Origin of the sequence: Roseibium sediminis (assembly GCF_008711325.1) — a bacterium.
GTDB lineage: Bacteria > Pseudomonadota > Alphaproteobacteria > Rhizobiales > Stappiaceae > Roseibium > Roseibium sediminis.
On record NZ_VXDB01000010.1, the window covers coordinates 161,225 to 179,980 of the forward strand.

An 18,756-nucleotide genomic window follows, 5' to 3' on the forward strand; every position below is an offset into this window, starting at 1 on the left:
GACAGGCCGCTCGATGCGTCGGGCGGCCTCTTTCGTACCCCCAGCAACAGGTACGCTCTCCCGTGTCCTTGAAGCTTCTGCCGTCCGTTGGATTGACAACTAATATTTGCCCTAGGCAACAGCTAGGTTTGCCACTCAAGAAAACGGGGGCACACGATCATGGACCGCAGCAAAACCGACACCGTCTATTCGAGATATTGCGGCCTGATGGAGGATGACGGCATTTGTGTCGACCTTGTTATCAGCCGTCCCGCCAATCGACACGAATGGTCGCTGGAGGTGATCAACACCGCCGGAAAATCCTTTGTTGCGGAAGAAACATATGGAAGCGAAGACGAGGCCTTCAGCGCCTTTTCCTCCATGGTTCAGGAGCGCGGCATGGTCTACTTCCATTCCTTTGAGCTGATGACGATCGCCTTTCCGCACAACATGACACTTCACTGACCCGAAACGCAAAACGGCGCCCGAAGGCGCCGTTCCGTCAATCTGTCAAAAGACAGATTATTTCATTTCAGTGATAACTTCGAAGCTGTCGCCGGCAACCTTGAACAGGGCGTAGGTGCCCGGAACATCGCCGTTTGCATCGAAGTTGTGGTCGCCAGCTGCACCCTTGTAGTCGATGGCAGTCCCTGCTGCGATCAACTCCTTCGCCTTTGCCCACTCACCCGGACGGATCGGCTCGCCTTCACCGTTGGAGATTGCGCGCAGGGCAGCCGGAACACCAGCCTTGTCGCCGCCAGCCTTTTCAAGGGCAAGAGCCACCATGAAGGCTGCGTCATAGGATGTGGTTGCGAAGATTGCATCCGGGTCGCCGCCAACAGCCTTGAACGCTGCGTTGAACATGTCCAGAGAATCGGACTTCTCGCCAACCGGCGAAGACGCGACGAAGTTTGCGAGGTTTTCAGCACCCAGCTCCTTGATCGGAGCATCGGACTTCATGCCGTCGCCGCCTACGAACTTCTCGAAGAAGCCGTTTTCGAGGGCCTGACGCAGAACGGTGAGACCGGTGCCATCGCCGTAGTCGAAGATCACCAGTGTGTCAGCACCACCGGAAGCCAGGTCCGCGAGGTTGGAGCGATAGGACGCCTTGCCGTCTTCGTGAGCTGCAAAACCGGCAATGGTGCCGCCCTTGGCTTCGAATTCGGACTTGAACGCATTGGCAAGGCCCGTGCCGTAGTCGTTGTTGATGTAGGCAACAGCGACCTTTTCGTAGCCCTGATCACGCAGGGTACGGGCGAGCGCGCGGCCCTGATAGTCGTCAGACGGAACGGTCCGGAATACGGTGTCGTTGTCTGCGATGTTGGTGATTTCCGGGGACGTGCCGGACGGGGTCACAAGCGCGATGCCTGCCGGAACGGTTACGGAAGCAGAAGCTGCGAGAACTGCGCCCGAGCAATGCGGGCCAACAACGGCGGACACACCTTCGATGTTGACTGCCTTGGTCGCAGCGTCGGTACCGCCTTGCGGGTTACACGCGCTATCGCCAACCACGCCAATGAGCTTCTCGCCGGCAAGAATGCCGCCCTGCTCGTTGACCTGAGAGATTGCCAGCTGGGCGGAATCAATCATCGCAGGTGCCATGGCAGCGATCGGGCCGGACACACCACCGATCAGACCGATCTTGACGTCAGCCTTTGCCGGTGCACTGGCCAGAGCCGTCGCCGTCAAAAGTCCAGCAGCCAAAGCCAGGAACTTGGTTTTCATCAAACTACCTCCACTTAACTCCCTGCCCTCTGGCAGGAATTCCCAGGCACTGAATCGTGCCATATTCTCTATTGTCCACTGCCCGTCTTGCTCTGGTCACCCCGCAAGGGTTCGGGCAGAAGTCCTTCGGACCGGAACCGCAGAACCAGTTGCAGCAGCAGGCCAATCAGGAACAGGCGAATGTACTTCGCCTTGACCGCATATTCGTGCGGAAGTTGATCAGTTGCAATCTCTGAAACCGACCAAATGATCCATACAACCGCGGCGCCGAGAATTGCTCCCCGGTTATTTCCGGACCCTCCAAGGATCAGCATGATCCATACAAGGAACGTGGCCACCATCGGATCGATCGCTTCCGGCGTGATGGATCGGTTGAAATGCGCAAACATGGCGCCAGCAAGGCCCATGATCGCCGCACCGAAGATAAACGCTTCAAGGCGGCGATACTCGATGTCCTTGCCCATCGCGCGTGCAGCAAGTTCATTGTCGCGAATGGCACGCATCATGCGGCCCCAAGGCGAATTGAACTGGCGCTCGACCAACAGATAAGTGACAGCGAGCACGCCGATGACGATTGCGAGATACGCGGCCTGCGATTCGACATACGGCAGGTCACCGCCCGGACGCGGGAGACCGGTGATGCCACGGGCACTGTTTGTCAGGGCTTCTTCCGACTTGATCACCAAACGGATGATTTCCGCGATGCCGATCGTGGCAATCGCCAGATAGTCTGAACGGAACCGCAGACATATCTTGCCGATTGGCCAAGCGATGGCGGCAGCCGCGACCATGGCTGCCAGCCAGCCGACAAAGAACGGCATGTCGAAGCCGCCAATGCGACCGTCGGCATGTGCGGATGTCAGGATCGCTGATGTATAGGCGCCAACCGCGAAGAACCCTGCAATACCGGCGTTGAAGAGACCGGCAAAGCCCCACTGAACATTCAGGCCCAGCGCCAACAGCGCGTAAATCCCGATGAAGATGCCCATGAAGAGGGCGTAGTTGACAAGACCAATGAGTTCCATGTCGTTCCCCTCCCCTTAAAGCACCTTGCCGCGCAGCAGCCCTGTCGGACGCACAAGCAGCATGATCAGCAGAATGACGAACGCCATGGCCGCCTTGTATTCGCTCGGCAGAACGAGAACGGACAGCTCTTCTGCAATGCCGACGATCAGGCCGCCAAGGACGGCGCCTTCCACGCGTCCGACCCCGCCAAGGATCGCAGCAGCGAACATTGGCAGCAGCATGTGCCAGCCCATCATCGACTTCAGTTCGGTGTTGATGCCCAGGAAGACGCCGGATGCGGCGCAAAGGCCACCAGCGATGATCCAGGTCAGCATGACGACAACGCGGTTGTCGATACCGGACAGAAGCGCCAGATTCGGGTTGTCGGACATGGCACGCATGGCCTTGCCCCACTTGGACTGCTTCAGGAAGACATACAGCCCGCCGACCAGAAGGATCATGGCGAGAACGGTATAGATCTCGCGGTCTCGGATTCTCAGGCCGAAATAGACGTCCGGACGGGAAATGCCGCGGACATAGCTTTCCGAGTCCACGCCCCAGATGACCTGCACCACGGCCCGCACCATCAGGGCGATACCGAGTGAGGCAATCACGGTAATGATTTTCGGCCGATCACGCAGGTGCTCGTAAAACACCTTGTCGATCCCGACTGCGATGAAGGCTGTTGCCACAACGGCGACCGGCAAGGCAACCAGCGGCGATACGCCAATGGCAGTTACGACGGCGAAGGCGATGAAAGCGCCGAGCGTTGCAAGGTCACCATGCGCAAGATGCGCATAGCGAAGGATGGCAAACACGAGCGTGATGCCCACGGCGCCGAGTGCGTAAATGGATCCGAGGACGATGCCCGGGATCACATAGAAATTCAAAAGTTCCAAGATGCCCATGACGCTCTCTTATCCGCCCAGGAACATTTCAGCGATTTCGCGATCTGCCAGAAGGTCGGCACCCGTTCCCTCATGCCGATTTTGGCCTGCAGCCAGAACATAGCCGCGATCCGCGAAGGCAAGCGCCTGTTTGGCGTGCTGCTCGACGAGCAGAATGGCAACGCCGGTGTCGCGCACATCACGGCTGATCTGGAAGATCTGTTCCATGTATTTCGGTGAAAGACCGGCCGTCGGCTCATCCAGAAGCAGGAGCTTGGGATCAAGCATCAGGGCCCGGCCCATGGCAACCATCTGGCGTTGCCCGCCAGAAAGGCTGCCAGCCAGCGTCTTGCGGCGCTCCTTCAGATCCGGAAACAGCTCATAGACACGGTCATAGGCTGCGGACAGGTCGCCCTTTTTCAGGAAGGCACCCATCTCGAGATTTTCCTGGATCGACATTTCCCGGAAAATATTGTCGACCTGCGGCACATAGCAGATGCCCCGCTGCACGATCCGGTTCGGCGACCAGCCGGTGATGTCGTCACCGTCAAAGACCGTGCGACCGCCACGAATGTTCAACAGACCGAAGACGGCCTTCATTGCCGTGGACTTGCCCGCGCCATTCGGCCCGACAATCACGACGATTTCCTTTTCCTGCACCGTCAGGGAAACGGACTGCAGAATATCTGCATCGCCGTAGCCGCCGGTCAGGTTTTCCATCGACAGAAGAGGTGTCATCAGTGAGCCCCCTCTGCCCGCTCGCCCAGATAGGCTTCAAGAACCTGCGGGTTCGAGCGCACTGTCTGGAAGTCTCCCTCGATCAAGACACTGCCTTCGGCCATGCACACCACCGGATCACAGAGTTTCTCGATCATTTCCATATCGTGTTCGATGAGGATAAAGGTGTAGCCCCATTCCTTGTTCAGGATCTGGATCTTTTCTTCCAACTTGCGCAGCAGGGTGCGGTTGACACCCGCGGCTGGCTCATCAAGCAGAACCAGCTTGGCATCGGTCATCATCGTACGACCAAGCTCCAGAAGCTTCTTCTGGCCGCCGGAGAGGTTACCGGCTCGCTCGTGCGCAACATGGCTGAGTCCCAGAAATTCCAGCGTATCCAGCGCCTTGCGCTCCACGCCGGCTTCCGAAGCCTTGACCTTGCCCCAGGAGACCCAGTTGGACCAGAGACTCTCGCCGGGCTGTGACGGCGGAACCATCATGAGGTTCTCGAGGGCCGTCAGGCGGTGAAATTCGTGCGGAATCTGGAATGTTCGTACCAGTCCCTTGTGAAACAGTTCGTCGCTTGGAAGACCTGTAATGTCTTCTCCCCGGAAAGTGATTTTCCCGCTGGTCGGTTTCAGCGCTCCGGCAATCAGGTTGAACAGCGTCGTCTTGCCAGCCCCGTTCGGGCCGATAAGTGCTGTAATTGTTCCTTCCTGCACCTTGAAGGAACACCCGTTGACTGCTCGAAAACCGCTGAAATCCATCACAAGCTGGTCGAGTTCCAGCATGAAGGCTCCTTGCCGCCGTCCCCTGGCGATCATTTCGTCGTTATAGCACCCGGTCTCTTCGCCGGTGTTTTCCAAATGCGGGTTCCATTCCCTCGCATTCAGCCGAAATCCTTGTAACGAGGTCTTTGGCCCAATCAACCAAGAATGAACCTTTTTTGCCGCTACAAGAGGAATTTTCTGTCCTTTTTACTTGCTGCGCCGCACATAAAGACCTCCTCTATTTTATTTTATACTTAAAATATTTAACTATAAAATTTATATCATTGCAAGCGTTTTCGCAGCGTCACGCTTGTTGACTTGGCCAGTTTCCGTCAGCCCTGCCCGATCCCATGCTCAATGCCCCCCACCCGGCACGTCGCTCAGCGCGCCCATACAATCAGAAACAGGCTGGCTGCGGCTCGAGGATCGTGAAAAATACAACCGTCGCGTGATTTTTATCTCTTGTTACGGTTTAAATGATTTGACTGGGCCGGAAATACCTACATTCTGATACAAAGTGACTTCTACAATTAATCTTTTCATTCATATCGTCAGTTATCATGTTGTCAGGTACTCACATACAGACCAGCAATGGTTGAATAGTGTGGTAATGGTCACAAAGCTGGATTGGAAGGAAAGGAGCTTAAATGAGAAGTCGGTTTGCCAAAACTCTTCCTTGTCTTGTTTCCTCTTTCGGTTCTGCTCGCAAACATTCGATCACCTGCCTGTTCGTCCCCTGCACCCTTGATCCCCTCAGGTCGGGAGGGGTCGATTGAGAGTGGTGAATGAACAGACGGCTCGAACAGACCATCGCGGCGATACGCCTGACGAGATGACGTCGCCTCTTGCTGCAAATGACGAAACGAAGCCGACCCTTCAGCGGCTGCAGCCGGACCAGCTGTTTTCCATCTTCAATCAGCTCTCGACCGCACTGTGGATCTTCGACTTTGACTGCAAGCGGGTTCTTTGGGCGAACAGGGCCGGTCTGGAAGCCTGGGACGCAGGGTCGGTGGAAGAACTGGCCGCCCGCGACCTCGCGCCTGACATGTCCGATGCAGTGGAGAAGCGGCTAAACCAGTATCGTGCGGATTTCATGCGCAATGATGCGACGTTTTCAGAAATCTGGACGCTGTATCCGAAGGGCAAACCTCGTACGATGCAGCTCCAGATGCGCGGATTCACGCTTCCCGATGGTCGGGTGTCGTTGCTGTGCGAGGGTCTCGTTGACCACGAGCTGCACCCGGAAACCCTTCGCAGTACGGAAGCCCTGCTGCATACGCCCGTCATGATTTCCCTGATAACCGAGGGGGGGGCGCCGCTTTACCGGAATCCGGCCTCCCGTGCGAGCTGCGTCAATCTTGAAGACAACTTCTTCGACCAGTTTGCCGACCCTGAAGAACGGCAGGATTTCCGCCATCTTCTGAATGAGAGTGATCATGTCAGCTCTGTTGCCCGCTTCAAGACCGGAGACGGGTTGCGGTGGCACGAAATCACGGCAAAGGCCTGTCTGGACGCTGCGACCGGTGTGCCTGCCTACCTCATCAGCGAGATTGACGTCACCGAACTGCACGAGACCAAGGAACAAGCGCAGCATCTGGCATCTCATGACACGCTGACCGGCCTGCCGAACCGGGCATTCGTCAACAAACACCTGCCGGACATGCTGCAGGAGGCCCATCAGGGCAACGGATGCCTGCATGTCCTGCTCATAGACCTGGATGGCTTCAAGGCAGTCAACGACACCTATGGCCATGCGACCGGCGACATGCTTCTGCAAACATTCGCAAGCGAGCTGAGGGCCATGGTCACTTCCGAAGGTTCCGGCCGTGACTTTACTGCAAGACTGGGTGGTGACGAGTTTCTGGTTTGCTTGCAAGGAGCTGCTGCAGCCGAGGCACCTGCCCTCTTTGGGCAACGGCTTTTGGACAGCTTTGCACATGCAAAGCAGATCGACGGCAAGTCTCTCTTGATCGGCTTCAGTGTCGGATATGTGTCCCTTCCTGCGGATGCGGCAACATTGGACGAGGCGATGCGCAATGCAGACCTTGCCCTTTATCGCGCCAAGGCCTCGCGCAGCTCCAAGTGTGTCTCCTACCGCTCGCTGCAGCAGCCCGTCCAGGCCAAGGCTGTCCAGAGCTGATCCGCACTTCCATCTCCACATGACCCCCTGTTTCCTACCGTTACGACATGCCAGTAGCGGGAAACCGTCACCGGGATCGCTGAGCAGCGTTCCGGTCTTGACCTGCTTGACAGCAGTGATGCTGAAGTACGAATAATCCCGCACAACCAATTTGACGGACCAAATCAGGACGGTAACCGCCCATGTTCATCAGCGTCTTCGACATTTTCAAGATTGGCGTTGGCCCATCCAGCTCGCATACGGTCGGGCCCATGGTTGCGGTATCGCGGTATCTGGATCGGCTTCGCGACTTACCGGGGCTCGCTGATCGCGCAGAGCGCATCACCGTCACGCTGCACGGCTCTCTGGCCTTCACCGGCAAGGGACACGCAACCGATCAGGCCGTCTCTCTGGGCCTTCTGGGCGCAATGCCCGACACGCTGGATCCGGACGCCGTGTCGGGAATGATCGAAGGTTTGCGCCAGGAGAAAATGCTGCACCCGGAAGGGCTGCCTGCCCTTCGGTTCGACCCGGACGTCGATGTCGTGTTTGACTACGGCCCCGCGCTCCCCTTGCACGCCAATGCAATGACCTTCAAGGTCCATGGCGCGAATGGCGATGTGGTGGACGAGTTCGTCTATTATTCCATCGGTGGCGGTTTCGTTGTGACCGAGGCGGAACTGCGAAATACGCGGAACGAGGAAGAGCCCATTACGGACCAACCGGAGTTTCCGTTCCCGTTCAAGAATGCCAAGCAGATGCTGGAGATGGGCAAGGCAACACCCTGCACCATCGCGGAAATGAAATTCCGCAATGAATGCACGCTGCAGGATGAGGAGGCCGTACGTCAGGGATTGGACCGAATCTGGTCCGCCATGGACGCCTGCATCAATCGCGGCATTCGGGAAGGCGGCATCCTGCCGGGCGGACTGAAGGTGAAACGCCGGGCCGCCGACATCTATCAGAAACTCATTCGTGAAGGGCGAACCAATCGCCCCTTCGAACACACCGTTGTTGATTGGCTCGGCGTCTATGCGATGGCCGTCAACGAGGAGAATGCAGCTGGTGGACGGGTGGTTACAGCCCCCACGAACGGAGCAGCAGGCGTGATTCCGGCTGTGATGCGCTACTATCTCGATCACTGCCCGGATGCCAATCAGGAAGGTATTCGAACCTTCCTGCTGACTGCTGCAGCCATCGGCGGCATTATCAAATCCAACGCTTCCATTTCAGGCGCTGAAGTTGGCTGTCAGGGCGAAGTGGGTTCTGCTTCTTCAATGGCCGCGGCCGGCCTTTGCGCTGCCCTTGGCGGCACAAACGAGCAGATCGAGAATGCGGCCGAGATCGCGCTGGAGCACCACCTCGGCATGACATGCGATCCGATCGCTGGACTGGTTCAGGTTCCCTGCATCGAGCGCAATGCGCTTGGCGCGGTGAAGGCGGTCACCGCTGCATCGCTTGCCCTAAGGGGAGACGGGTCGCATTTCGTGCCGCTGGATGGCTGCATCGAGACCATGCGCCAGACGGGCATGGACATGATGGACCAATACAAGGAAACCTCCCGTGGCGGGCTTGCGGTGAACATCGTCGCGTGCTGACAAGGCAGTGTGGGCGAAACATCACCAATGCGCCTACACAGCCTAAAGTTAGATTGAAACCGGTAAGCTCTTGGTCTTTAATCCCTTTGACCTCACAGACAGACGGGCAAGGGAAATACCATGACCCTCAGTGTTGTTCCGCTTTATGCTGGCATACTTGCCATCATGTATGTCGTGCTTTCCGCGCGGGTTATTCTGTTGCGCCGAAAGAGCGGGATCGTGCTGGGTGACAGCGGGGATATTTCGCTGACGCGCCGCCAAAGGGTTCACGCAAATTTCGCCGAATACGCACCACTGGCGCTCGTGCTGTTATTGATCGCGGAAATTCAGGGAACGGGGGCATACGCCCTGCACGGTCTATGCGTGATCCTGATTGTCGGACGCGTGCTGCATGCCTACGGGGTTGGTCAGGAACATGAACCGGCGCCGTTTATTCATCGGGTGCTGGGCATGGCATTGACGTTCGGTGTCATCCTGATGGCAGCCGCACTCGATATGATGTCCGTTCTCTGAACAATCCCCTGACCTATCAGATCTGCTGAAGCCTGGTCTTGTGGGCATGCGCAATATGCAGGCGTGCTGCCTTGTCAGCCGCCTCGCTGTTGCCTGCCGCTATCGCGTCCACAATGGCTGCATGCTCTTCGACCGCAGTTTCCCGGCGCTCAGGCGTATCAAGTGTCGTTCCCGCCATCAGGATCAACGAGAGGCGCAGATGATCGATCTGGTCAACCAGATATCGATTGTGGGAGGCCAGACAAAGCCTGCGATGAAATTCACGATTTGATCGAACCAGACTGTCCTGATCCTGAACGCGCTGACGGTCCGCGGTCACCAAGTCCTGCAGGATCTCGATTTCCGGGCGCGACGCGTGCTTCGCGGCAAGACCGGCAGCCGTTCCTTCCAGAACCTCGCGCATGAAGTAGACTTCCGCGACCTGCCCGTGATCCAGCGTTGGTATCACCATTCCGCGATTGGGCTCATGCACGGCAAGGCCTTGTGCTTCAAGCCGTTTCAAACCTTCGCGAATAGGCGTGCGGCTCACTCCGAAGCGATCCGCAAGATCAGCCTCGCGAAGCCGGTCACCCGGTTTCAGGTCCCGCTCTTCAATCAGGCCAATCAGCCGGTGATAAATTTCTGATCCGTTCATTCCAGTGTTGGTAGCTCTTTTTTGAAGAACAAACTAGTGCAACCTCACGCCCTGTCGCCTGAGCTCGGACTGCAGTTTGCTGATGTCGAGCTTGTCCGGGGAACACCCGTGCTTGACCGACAAGGCGGCAGCGACCCCGGCCCCCTGCCCCGTCACCGTGCAACACATCATGTTGCGGGTCGCGGCATGGCTGACCTTGTCGCCGCCCGTTGCACGTCCGGCGACGAGAAGGTTGCCAACTCCGCGCGGGATCAGGGTTCTGTAGGGAAGCTGAAAGTAGCGGCCGGTGGTGGGCAGGATCAGGATCCCGTACCCGTCGATAAATTCCGGGAAGATGCCGATTGAATCCTCGAACCGTCCCTGTTCGCGGACATCATGTCCTGTCATGTCATAGACGGCCCTGATCTTGCGCGTATCGCGAATGCCGATTGACATGCCGAAATTGCGCAGCTTTGCACCTTCACAGCCGGGCTGGAAGCGTCGCAAGGCCTCCACTGCCATCATGGCCTGCTTTCGGCCTTCGATCTCGTTGCGCGTCATGGAATCCGGGTCTGTGCCGTCACATTCGGGAAGATGCACAAGGTTCAGATAAGTCAGGTCGCCGGTCTCGTAGATCGCGCCCCAGGTTCCGGAGATGGTCGATAGATGCGGCGGGATAATGCCCGCCTCAACCGCTTTCTGGAACGGCTTGCGCAGAAACGGCGAGAACATCCGGTCTTCCTTGCCGGTAGTCTCCACGGACCACTCGCCGCTTTCCCAGTCCTTGTAGGTCTGGGGATCCGCCTTTATCGCGGCGTTGAACGCACGAGGATCAACTCCGGACATGGCAAACATCACCGAGGCGGCCTGCATCTCTTCCACCGGCGTCTTTTGTGTCAGCGCACCGGCGCGATGGGCGATATCCGCATCCCCGGTCGCGTCGATCACCCGCTTGGCAAGGATGGCTTCCCGCCCCGCCTTGCTTTCGGTGATGATGCCTATGATGTCGCCATTCTCCATGATCGGGGCAGCAAAAGAACGGTGCAGCATCGGGTGGATGCCTGCTTCCATGACCAGTTTGTCGGCCACGACCTTGAACCGCTCGGCATCCAGCGCATTGCTCAGGGATTGAGGCTCCGGCGTTGTGGCACCTTCCGCAAGAGCCCTCTCCTCGAACTCCCTGCCGACACCTTCCGTGTCAACAGTTTGCTCGTGACGATACCAGGCGAAGCCCTCCACTCCGACCGCCGTTATGTTTCCGCCAAAACAGCCTAATCGCTCGACCAGAGTGACGTCCACTCCCGCACGAGCGGCCCCGATCGCAGCGGCAAGACCGCCGGGACCGGACCCGACCATGAGCACATCCGTTTCGTGAATGACATCAATCTGCCGCGCCGGTTCCGGTATCTGCTTCAAGTCAGTTTTCCCGTCAGAGGCTGGCCGCGACCTTGTCCAGAGCAGCTTCCGCAATATCGAACAGGTCGTTGATCTGCGCTTCTGAGATGATCAGCGGCGGGCAGAAAGCCATCGCATCCATCATGTTGCGCGAGATCAGGCCACCTTCGAGAAACTGGGCGTTTGTCTTGGCTCCAAGCGCTCCTGGAGTTTGTGCCAGTGCCGGATGCGCGAGTTCTGCGGCCCCGATCAGGCCGATACCGCGGGTTTCGATCACCAACGGACGTTCTCCAAGACCCTTCAGACGCTTTTGGAACGTCGGGGCAATCTCGCGCACATGACCAACAAGATCGCGCTCTTCGATGATGTTGAGGTTCTCCAGTGCAACGGCAGCTGCGACCGGATGGCCGCTGGCCGTGTACCCGTGACCCAGCACGCCGATGGAATGGGATTCATCGGCGATCGGCTGATAGACCTTGTCGTTGATCAGAAGCGCTGAAATCGGCTGATAGGACGAGGACAGCGCCTTGGACAAGGTCATGATGTCCGGCTGGAGATTGTAAGTCTGGGTGCCGAACATGTTGCCGGTCCGCCCAAAACCGCAAATCACCTCGTCGGCGACAAACAGGATGTCATATTTCTTGAGAACCGGCTGAACCGCTTCCCAATATCCATCCGGCGGCACAACAACGCCGCCAGCACCCATGAGCGGCTCGGCAAAGAAGGCGGCGATTGTTTCCGGACCTTCCTTGAGGATCAGGTCTTCCAGATCCTGCGCGCAGCGTTTTGCAAAGGCTGCTTCATCTTCGCCGTCCTTGTGCATGGTGCGGTAATGCGGGCAGGTCGTGTGAAGGATCTGAGGCAGCGGAAGATCAAACGAGCGATGGTTGTTCGGCAGGCCCGTCAGGCTGGCCGACGCAATCGTGACGCCGTGATAGCCACGCACGCGGGAAATGACCTTCTTGCGCTGCGGCTGGCCCAGCGCATTGGAGCGATACCAGATCAGCTTCAGGGCCGTGTCATTGGCCTCTGAACCGGAGTTGGTGAAATACACCTTGGACATTGGCACCGGGGCCATCTGGATCAGGCGCTCGGCCAGATCAACCGATGGGCCATGGGTCTTGTAGGTGAAGGTATGGTAGTAGGGCAGCTTCTCCAGCTGACGGGTAGCAGCCTCCACAAGGCGCTTTTCGCCGAAACCGACAGCAACACTCCACAAACCGGCCATGCCCTCAATGTAACTTTTGCCGTTGTGGTCCTCGACATAGATCCCGTTGCCCTTCTCGATAACCAGGGAGCCGCCATCTTCCTGTTTGCGGGCATCCGCATAAGAGTGCAGCTGGAATGCAATGTCTCGTCCTTCAACGGAATTTGGCAGGTGGGTCATGATTACTCTCGATTATGGGATAGTCCTGTGTCGCGCACTGTCATTCAGAAAGGGCGACATTGTCAAAGGCTACATTTCAAATCCCTGCAGGTGCGTATTGCACCATGCGAAAACGCTCTAGTCCGACAATTGAATTCTAATTTGACGTAAAGTTAGCTAGGCTCCATCCAATAGCTGGAGGACCCATGAAAACGATCGGTTTTCTTTTGGTATTTTTTATTGCTACTAGCAATTTATTTTCCGTAACTTCTGCCTCCGAATTGAAGGCGCGGTTGGGATTGCTGGGAGCGGGCCCGGATGTTTTCGCCTACGAAATTTCGGTTCTGAAACTGGCTCTGGAAAATTGCGGCGAAGCGGTCGACCTGACAATCAACAATCTCCAGATGCAGCAAGAGCGAGCCTTGATCGAGCTGGAAACCGGTCGAGCCGACTTCAACATCTTCTTCACGGGCTTTTCGGCAAACCGGGAAAAACGTTTCTACCAGGTTGACGTCCCGCTGACACGCGGACTTCTGGGACACCGCATTCTCATGACCACCGAGCGGTTTCTGGATGACCTTGCCAGCATTCGCTCGCTGGAAAGCTTGCGGGAGTTCGCCGTCATCGGGTCGGGCACTGGCTGGCCGGACACCGAGATCTTGAGCTCGAACGGATTTCACACCGTCGCCTCAGACTATGAAAGCCTCTGGCGCATGTTGGCCGCCGAAAGGATAAACACCTTCAATCGCGGCATCCACGAAGCCTATGTGGAACATCGACAACAGAGCTCGATCTTTCCGACCCTTGTCGTCGACCCTGCGCTGATGATCCGATACCGCTTTGACTACATGTTCTATGTTCGAAAGCAGGATGAACAACTCGGCAAGCTTATCGAGCGGGGCTTGAGGAGAGCCTATGAAACCGGGGCCTTCATGCGGCACTTCGAGAACCACCCGATGATTCGCAAGGTTCTGAGGGAAGCCCAAGTCGAGGAACGGCTGGTTTTTGACATCGACAATCCCCTGATGACAGATCGCCAGCGCCAGATACCGGATTCCTACTGGCATCATTTCTGACCAATCATTTTTCTTTCCTGCCGCCCTTCAACCTGATCAGCACTGGAACCGGCGGACCACTTCGCCTAAATGAGCCTTGCCGCCCATTTTGGTCGCGGCGATGCCATGCGTGTCCTTATGCTGAACCGGATACGTCAGGGCGCTCGTATTTCCAGGAACCGAAAACCAAAGACAACGAAGATGACCGAGACGACACAAAAAGAGACCTACTCGTTCCAGACCGAAGTTGGCCGGCTGCTGCAGATCGTCACTGACTCCCTCTATTCCAATCGGGAAGTCTTTCTTCGCGAACTGATTTCAAACGCATCCGACGCCTGTGACAAGCTGCGCCACGCCGCACTGACAGCCCCCAACCTGACCGAGGGCGACCCGGAGTTCCGGATCACGCTGGTAGCGGACAAGGACGCAGGTACGCTGACCATTTCGGACAATGGCATCGGAATGAGCCACGACGAGCTTCTTGAAACGCTGGGCACGATTGCGCGCTCGGGTGTTGAAGCTTTCCTCGACAAATTGGGCGAGGAGGATCGCGGGAACGTCAAGCTGATCGGACAATTCGGCGTCGGCTTCTATTCTGCATTCATGGTCGCAAGCCGCGTTGATGTTCTTACGAAAAAGGCCGGTGACGACAATGCCTGGCTTTGGTCATCCGACGGCAAGGGCGAATTCACGATTGAACCTGGGCAGCGGGATGGCCGGGGCACGACGATCACCCTTCACCTGAAGGACGACGCCCGGGAATATGCCGAAGACATTCGGATCAAGACCATCGTCAAGACCTACTCAGATCATATCAGCTTCCCGATCCGCCTTGGCGAGGAAACGCTGAATGAAGCCTCCGCGCTCTGGACCCGACCAGCTCGCGACATCACTGCGGACCAGTACAAGGAGTTCTACCATCATACCGCGCATGCATTTGATGAGCCTTGGCTGACGATCCACAACCAGGTGGAAGGCCTGATCAGCTACACGAACCTTCTGTTCGTGCCGTCGATGCGACCGTTCGACCTGTTCGATCCGGAGCGCAAGTCCCACGTCAAGCTCTATGTGAACCGTGTCTTTATTACCGGAGATACGCAGGGCCTTCTGCCACCCTACCTCCGCTTCCTGCGTGGCATCGTGGACTCTGAGGACCTGTCCCTCAATGTGTCACGCGAAATGCTGCAGACCGATCCGAAACTTGCGAAGATCAAGAGCAGCCTGACCAAGAAAGTCCTGTCCGAGCTGAAAAAGAAGGCCGAGGCCGACGCGGACGCTTATGCCAGCTTCTGGAAAGAGTTCGGCGCGGTGCTCAAGGAAGGTCTGGTTGACGATTTCAGCTCGCGTGAAAAGCTTCTGGAACTCTGCCGATTCCGGACCACGGCGGAAGCTGACCTTGTCAGCCTGAGCGACTATGCGGGCCGAATGAAGGACGGTCAGGACGCCATCTACTACATGGCCGGCACTGATGCGGACAAGATGGTCCACTCACCGCATCTGGAGGGCTTCAAGGCAAAAGGCGTGGAAGTCCTGCTTCTGGAGGATGCAGTCGACGAGTTCTGGCTACGGCACATCACCCAGTTCGATGGCAAGGATTTCAAGTCGGTTACCCAAGGGTCTGCAAATCTCGACAATATCAAGGGAAGCGACGAGAGCGACGCAGACAAGCCGGAACAGGACGATACTGACATTTCCCAGCTCATCGCCCATTTCAAGGCAACCTTGGGAGAAAACGTTCAGGACGTTCGCCCGTCCAAGCGCCTTACGGACAGCCCTGTATGCCTCGTTGCCGCAGACGGCGGCATGGATGTCAATCTGGAACGTCTGCTGCGTCAGACCGGCCAGCTGAATGCCCTGTCGACCCGGGTTCTTGAAATCAACCCCGATCACGCAATGGTCCGCAAGCTGACCGAGCGCGCAGCAGCAGAGGGTGCCGCCGATGACGAGATCCTCCGTGACGCCGCATACCTGCTGCTTGATCAGGCTCGGATTGCCGATGGTGAGGAGCCGGTTGATCCGGCAGCCTTTGGCCGACGCATGGCGGCGGTCATGACCCGCGCCGTTTGATCATCATTTCCTGACTGCCGCTTCCCCCGTCGGCCCGCACCGGGTCTCAGACAGGCGGAACGGCAGTCAGGATTTATTCTGCCCCCAGGCGGTGTGGCGAGTGAGTGATCTGCGTAGTCCGATTGCCAAACCCTTGTCAAAATTCGGGTTTAATGCTTCGATAACCTAGAGTGACAGGCGCTATCAACGTGCCCAAAACCGTAGTTTCCACGCACACAAACCCAACTCAAACACCCCCTTACGCATTGGTTTTCATAAATATTTCATGATTGGTTGTATATTTTTATGATGCAATTAACCAATCTACTTACGTAGTACGATTTAAACCCGTATTTTGCCTGCATTCCTTTTTTGAAACGTTCGATTAGGATTAGGAACTAAGATATCAGTAACCCGTTTGACGACGGGTATTCGGCAATCGGAAAACGCCATGACAAAAATAATCTCGGCCGGTATTCCAACGACGTTGAACCCCGGCAACGCGGACAAAGCAGATTTCTCCCAGCTTCTGAAAACGACAGCTGGAAACAAGTCTGCCCCGGCCGCCAAGACAGCACCTTCAAACCGGTCCACAACGACCGTGATTACCCGCAAGGCGTTTCTGCTGGACGAGCTTCTGTCCCATGCGCAGAACGGGAAGGGTCTTCCGACTCTGGACCTCGGCGATCTTCCTGAGCGGGCAAACGCAAAAGCTGATCGTGCCGGCACGACAGCTCCGGAAATCGTCCTCATCAACGGCGATGGCGAAGGCATGACGAATTTCATGCAGGAACGCATCGACAATCTTCTGTTCGTCCATGAAGACGTGTTCAATGACTGGGCCACCGGCCTGGATGGACAACGCTTTCCCGGCATCGTCGAGAAGTTCCTCGTCGACTACACCAAAATGGAACACTGACCGTTCCATAACGACGGGGGTTGTTAACCCCCTGATAACTTCTTCCGATTGCTGATAATGCGTTTCAGGGTCCGTAGCCGCTACGGACCCATTTTTTTCGTTTTCAACGTTTTAGCGTGAATGATTTCTTATTCGGCATGACTGGAAATCGCAGCATTTTTCGAACTGACGCTAATGAGCGTCAATCGGCAGCTGAGGCATCCTATCACTGGTTGCATTTCAGAGACTGAAGGATTGCCGATCCCGACAAGAAGAAAAATTTCTTTCCTTCATATTTTTCAATGCCTTTTCTGAGTATTCGGCACATGCCGCATAAATCAAACCTTACGGCATCAAACGGCCTGCCACAGTCTCACCACCTATAGTGGAGGCACATTTTGGCCAATAAACAGGTTAATAAACCCCTACTTGACACTAGGTAATTTTCGTGAGGTCTTTACCACTCAAAAACACTTTACGGTACAACGTACTTAAAACTCAGGCTTGAAAATACGTATTCACTCTTTCTCTACGTAATTTTGGCACGCTTCAAATCGGGACTGGCATTTCCTTTGTAAGTACCAAAAGGGAATGACGACCTTCGACATGAAAGTCCGGAAGCTGAAAGCGCATTTAAAAAAGAACGCACGGCACGGACGACAGGGAATTTGAGGCAACCATGATTGAAGAGCAGAACAAAACAAAGGTGCTCATCGTCGACAGCCAACCGTTTGTGCGCCAAGGCATCAAGGCATGCCTTAACGCAACTGGCCAGTTCGACGTGGTCGGCGAAGCAGCCGACGGCTATGCAGCAGTGCTGGCAGCCAACACCTGCCGCCCGAAACTGGTGATTCTGGAAGCGACCATCACCGGCATGACGACTTATGAAACCGTCAAGCGCTTGCGCAAGCTGGATGAGAATGTCCGTATTCTGATCTGCTTCAACAGCGAAGATCCGTTCGAAATTCACGAACTGCTTCAGGCTGGAGCTGGCGGCGTGCTGCAAAAGAATGCAGAGCCGGCCGAACTGATCAATGCGGTTCGCGCAGTTGCAGGCGGCGGTAGCTATCTGACTGGCAATCTGGTCAGCCGGGTCTTTTCCGCCTCCACCCAAACGAACACCGGCGTCAATCTCTATGGCCTGACATCACGCGAAACGGAAATCCTTCGCTTCGTGGCCGATGGCATGAGCAACAAGGAAACCGCAAACCGACTCAATCTGAGTGTGCGGACCGTTGAGACACATCGCCTGAACATTCGCCGCAAGACAAAGGCCTACGCGCTGAGCGATCTCGTTCGCGTTGCACGACGCCTGCGTCTGGTCCCCTCCGCGGACCCGGCTTCCACACTGGACGCAGAGGCCCACAGCCTCGGCGCAATACCGGAGTAACTCATATGGCCTGCATAGCGGTCAAAGCCAGATTCACAAGCGCTGCCCGGACTGCCGCCTTCCTGCTCTCCGCAGGTCTGGCGCTGAATGCCGGGTCACTTCTGGCCGCCGAAGGGAAAGAAACCGCTGGTGCACCGGCATCGGCAACATCCCTGGAGAATGCCGTCTATGTTGTAGATCAGGACCTTCGCACCCTCTTGACCGAGTTCAGCAAGCGTATCGGCGCGAACGCGATCATTTCGAAGGGGCTGAAGGGCCGCGTGAAGAAGGCCTTCCTTCCCACTGACCGCCAGGAATTCCTGGAAGAGATGTCTCGCAATCACGGGGTGGAATGGTATTTCGAAGGAACAACCCTTCACCTGTCGAGCCGCGAGGAAATGACATCCCGGCTCATTGGTATCAAGTCGCTTACCGTTGACAGGATCAACTCGCAAATACGGAAAGTTGATCTGGATCCGACCAGATACCCTTTACAAGAGGTTCCGGAAGCTAACGCAGCGATGCTTACGGCTCCGCCGTCCTACATTGCGCGCGTGGAAGTAATTTCAGAATCAATACTCAAGGCCCGTCGGGAAAACGGTAGCGATTCCATAAGGTTCATCAAGTTCGGAGAAAAGTCGAGCGAGTAGCTTCCTCTCGGTTAACCATCTGTTTTTGATTATCGATTACAAATTTCGGTC

At 56.5% G+C, this 18,756-nt stretch carries 17 protein-coding genes; 9 read left to right on the forward strand and 8 right to left on the reverse strand.

Annotated elements, in window-relative coordinates; all coding sequences use genetic code 11:
* Nucleotides 1-159: 159 nt before the first annotated feature.
* The gene (locus tag F0155_RS12160) at nt 160-444 is read left to right on the forward strand and encodes a hypothetical protein (protein ID WP_150524782.1); all 285 of its coding nucleotides are present in this window, start codon (nt 160-162) and stop codon (nt 442-444) included.
* 57 nt (nt 445-501) lie between these two features.
* On the opposite strand, the gene F0155_RS12165 is transcribed toward F0155_RS12160, so the two are convergent.
* The 5 genes from F0155_RS12165 to F0155_RS12185 all read right to left on the reverse strand — a co-directional run bounded on the left by F0155_RS12165 (nt 502) and on the right by F0155_RS12185 (nt 5,104).
* Nucleotides 502-1,704: an ABC transporter substrate-binding protein gene (locus F0155_RS12165; protein WP_150524783.1), complete on the reverse strand. Its 1,203-nt coding sequence runs from the start codon at nt 1,702-1,704 to the stop codon at nt 502-504.
* A 68-nt stretch (nt 1,705-1,772) separates the two neighbouring features.
* On the reverse strand, nt 1,773-2,729 hold the full coding sequence (locus F0155_RS12170; protein ID WP_150524784.1) for a branched-chain amino acid ABC transporter permease: 957 nt from the start codon (nt 2,727-2,729) through the stop codon (nt 1,773-1,775).
* 15 nt (nt 2,730-2,744) lie between these two features.
* Nucleotides 2,745-3,617, reverse strand: a complete 873-nt coding sequence (locus tag F0155_RS12175) for a branched-chain amino acid ABC transporter permease (RefSeq protein ID WP_150524785.1) — start codon at nt 3,615-3,617, stop codon at nt 2,745-2,747.
* Nucleotides 3,618-3,626: 9 nt separating this feature from the next.
* Nucleotides 3,627-4,334: an ABC transporter ATP-binding protein gene (locus tag F0155_RS12180; protein WP_150524786.1), complete on the reverse strand. Its 708-nt coding sequence runs from the start codon at nt 4,332-4,334 to the stop codon at nt 3,627-3,629.
* Nucleotides 4,334-5,104, reverse strand: a complete 771-nt coding sequence (locus F0155_RS12185) for an ABC transporter ATP-binding protein (RefSeq protein ID WP_150524829.1) — start codon at nt 5,102-5,104, stop codon at nt 4,334-4,336. Before F0155_RS12185 ends, F0155_RS12180 begins: the two co-directional genes overlap by 1 nt.
* Before the next feature lie 757 nt (nt 5,105-5,861).
* Here F0155_RS12185 and F0155_RS12190 point away from each other — a divergent pair.
* The 3 genes from F0155_RS12190 to F0155_RS12200 all read left to right on the forward strand — a co-directional run bounded on the left by F0155_RS12190 (nt 5,862) and on the right by F0155_RS12200 (nt 9,313).
* Nucleotides 5,862-7,223 carry a sensor domain-containing diguanylate cyclase gene (locus tag F0155_RS12190; protein WP_244303510.1) on the forward strand — a complete coding sequence of 454 codons (1,362 nt, stop codon included), beginning with the start codon at nt 5,862-5,864 and terminating at the stop codon, nt 7,221-7,223.
* 182 nt (nt 7,224-7,405) lie between these two features.
* The gene (locus tag F0155_RS12195) at nt 7,406-8,800 is read left to right on the forward strand and encodes an L-serine ammonia-lyase (RefSeq protein ID WP_150524788.1); all 1,395 of its coding nucleotides are present in this window, start codon (nt 7,406-7,408) and stop codon (nt 8,798-8,800) included.
* Between the two features lie 120 nt (nt 8,801-8,920).
* Nucleotides 8,921-9,313: an MAPEG family protein gene (locus F0155_RS12200; RefSeq protein ID WP_150524789.1), complete on the forward strand. Its 393-nt coding sequence runs from the start codon at nt 8,921-8,923 to the stop codon at nt 9,311-9,313.
* 16 nt (nt 9,314-9,329) lie between these two features.
* Here F0155_RS12200 and F0155_RS12205 read toward each other — a convergent pair whose 3' ends face one another.
* Genes F0155_RS12205 through F0155_RS12215 form a run of 3 tightly spaced genes read right to left on the reverse strand, consistent with a single transcriptional unit; the run spans nt 9,330 to nt 12,708 of the window.
* Entirely contained in the window at nt 9,330-9,947 is a 618-nt protein-coding gene (locus tag F0155_RS12205) for a GntR family transcriptional regulator (protein ID WP_150524790.1), read from the reverse strand.
* Nucleotides 9,948-9,980: 33 nt separating this feature from the next.
* Entirely contained in the window at nt 9,981-11,342 is a 1,362-nt protein-coding gene (locus tag F0155_RS12210; protein WP_208999248.1) for an FAD-dependent oxidoreductase, read from the reverse strand.
* A gap of 13 nt (nt 11,343-11,355) precedes the next feature.
* Nucleotides 11,356-12,708 (reverse strand): aspartate aminotransferase family protein, encoded by a 1,353-nt coding sequence (locus F0155_RS12215; RefSeq protein WP_150524791.1) that lies wholly within the window; start codon nt 12,706-12,708, stop codon nt 11,356-11,358.
* Between the two features lie 272 nt (nt 12,709-12,980).
* Here F0155_RS12215 and F0155_RS12220 point away from each other — a divergent pair, with 272 nt between their 5' ends.
* The 5 genes from F0155_RS12220 to F0155_RS12240 all read left to right on the forward strand — a co-directional run bounded on the left by F0155_RS12220 (nt 12,981) and on the right by F0155_RS12240 (nt 18,705).
* Nucleotides 12,981-13,763, forward strand: a complete 783-nt coding sequence (locus tag F0155_RS12220) for a hypothetical protein (RefSeq protein WP_150524792.1) — start codon at nt 12,981-12,983, stop codon at nt 13,761-13,763.
* A gap of 69 nt (nt 13,764-13,832) precedes the next feature.
* Nucleotides 13,833-15,809, forward strand: a complete 1,977-nt coding sequence (htpG, locus tag F0155_RS12225) for a molecular chaperone HtpG (protein WP_342212476.1) — start codon at nt 13,833-13,835, stop codon at nt 15,807-15,809.
* Between the two features lie 430 nt (nt 15,810-16,239).
* Complete coding sequence (locus F0155_RS12230) at nt 16,240-16,707, forward strand: hypothetical protein (RefSeq protein ID WP_150524793.1); 468 nt, start codon at nt 16,240-16,242, stop codon at nt 16,705-16,707.
* Between the two features lie 658 nt (nt 16,708-17,365).
* A complete protein-coding gene (locus F0155_RS12235; RefSeq protein WP_150524794.1) occupies nt 17,366-18,076 on the forward strand; it encodes a response regulator in 711 nt (236 codons plus the stop codon).
* Nucleotides 18,077-18,081: 5 nt separating this feature from the next.
* Entirely contained in the window at nt 18,082-18,705 is a 624-nt protein-coding gene (locus F0155_RS12240) for a hypothetical protein (protein WP_150524795.1), read from the forward strand.
* Nucleotides 18,706-18,756: the final 51 nt, after the last annotated feature.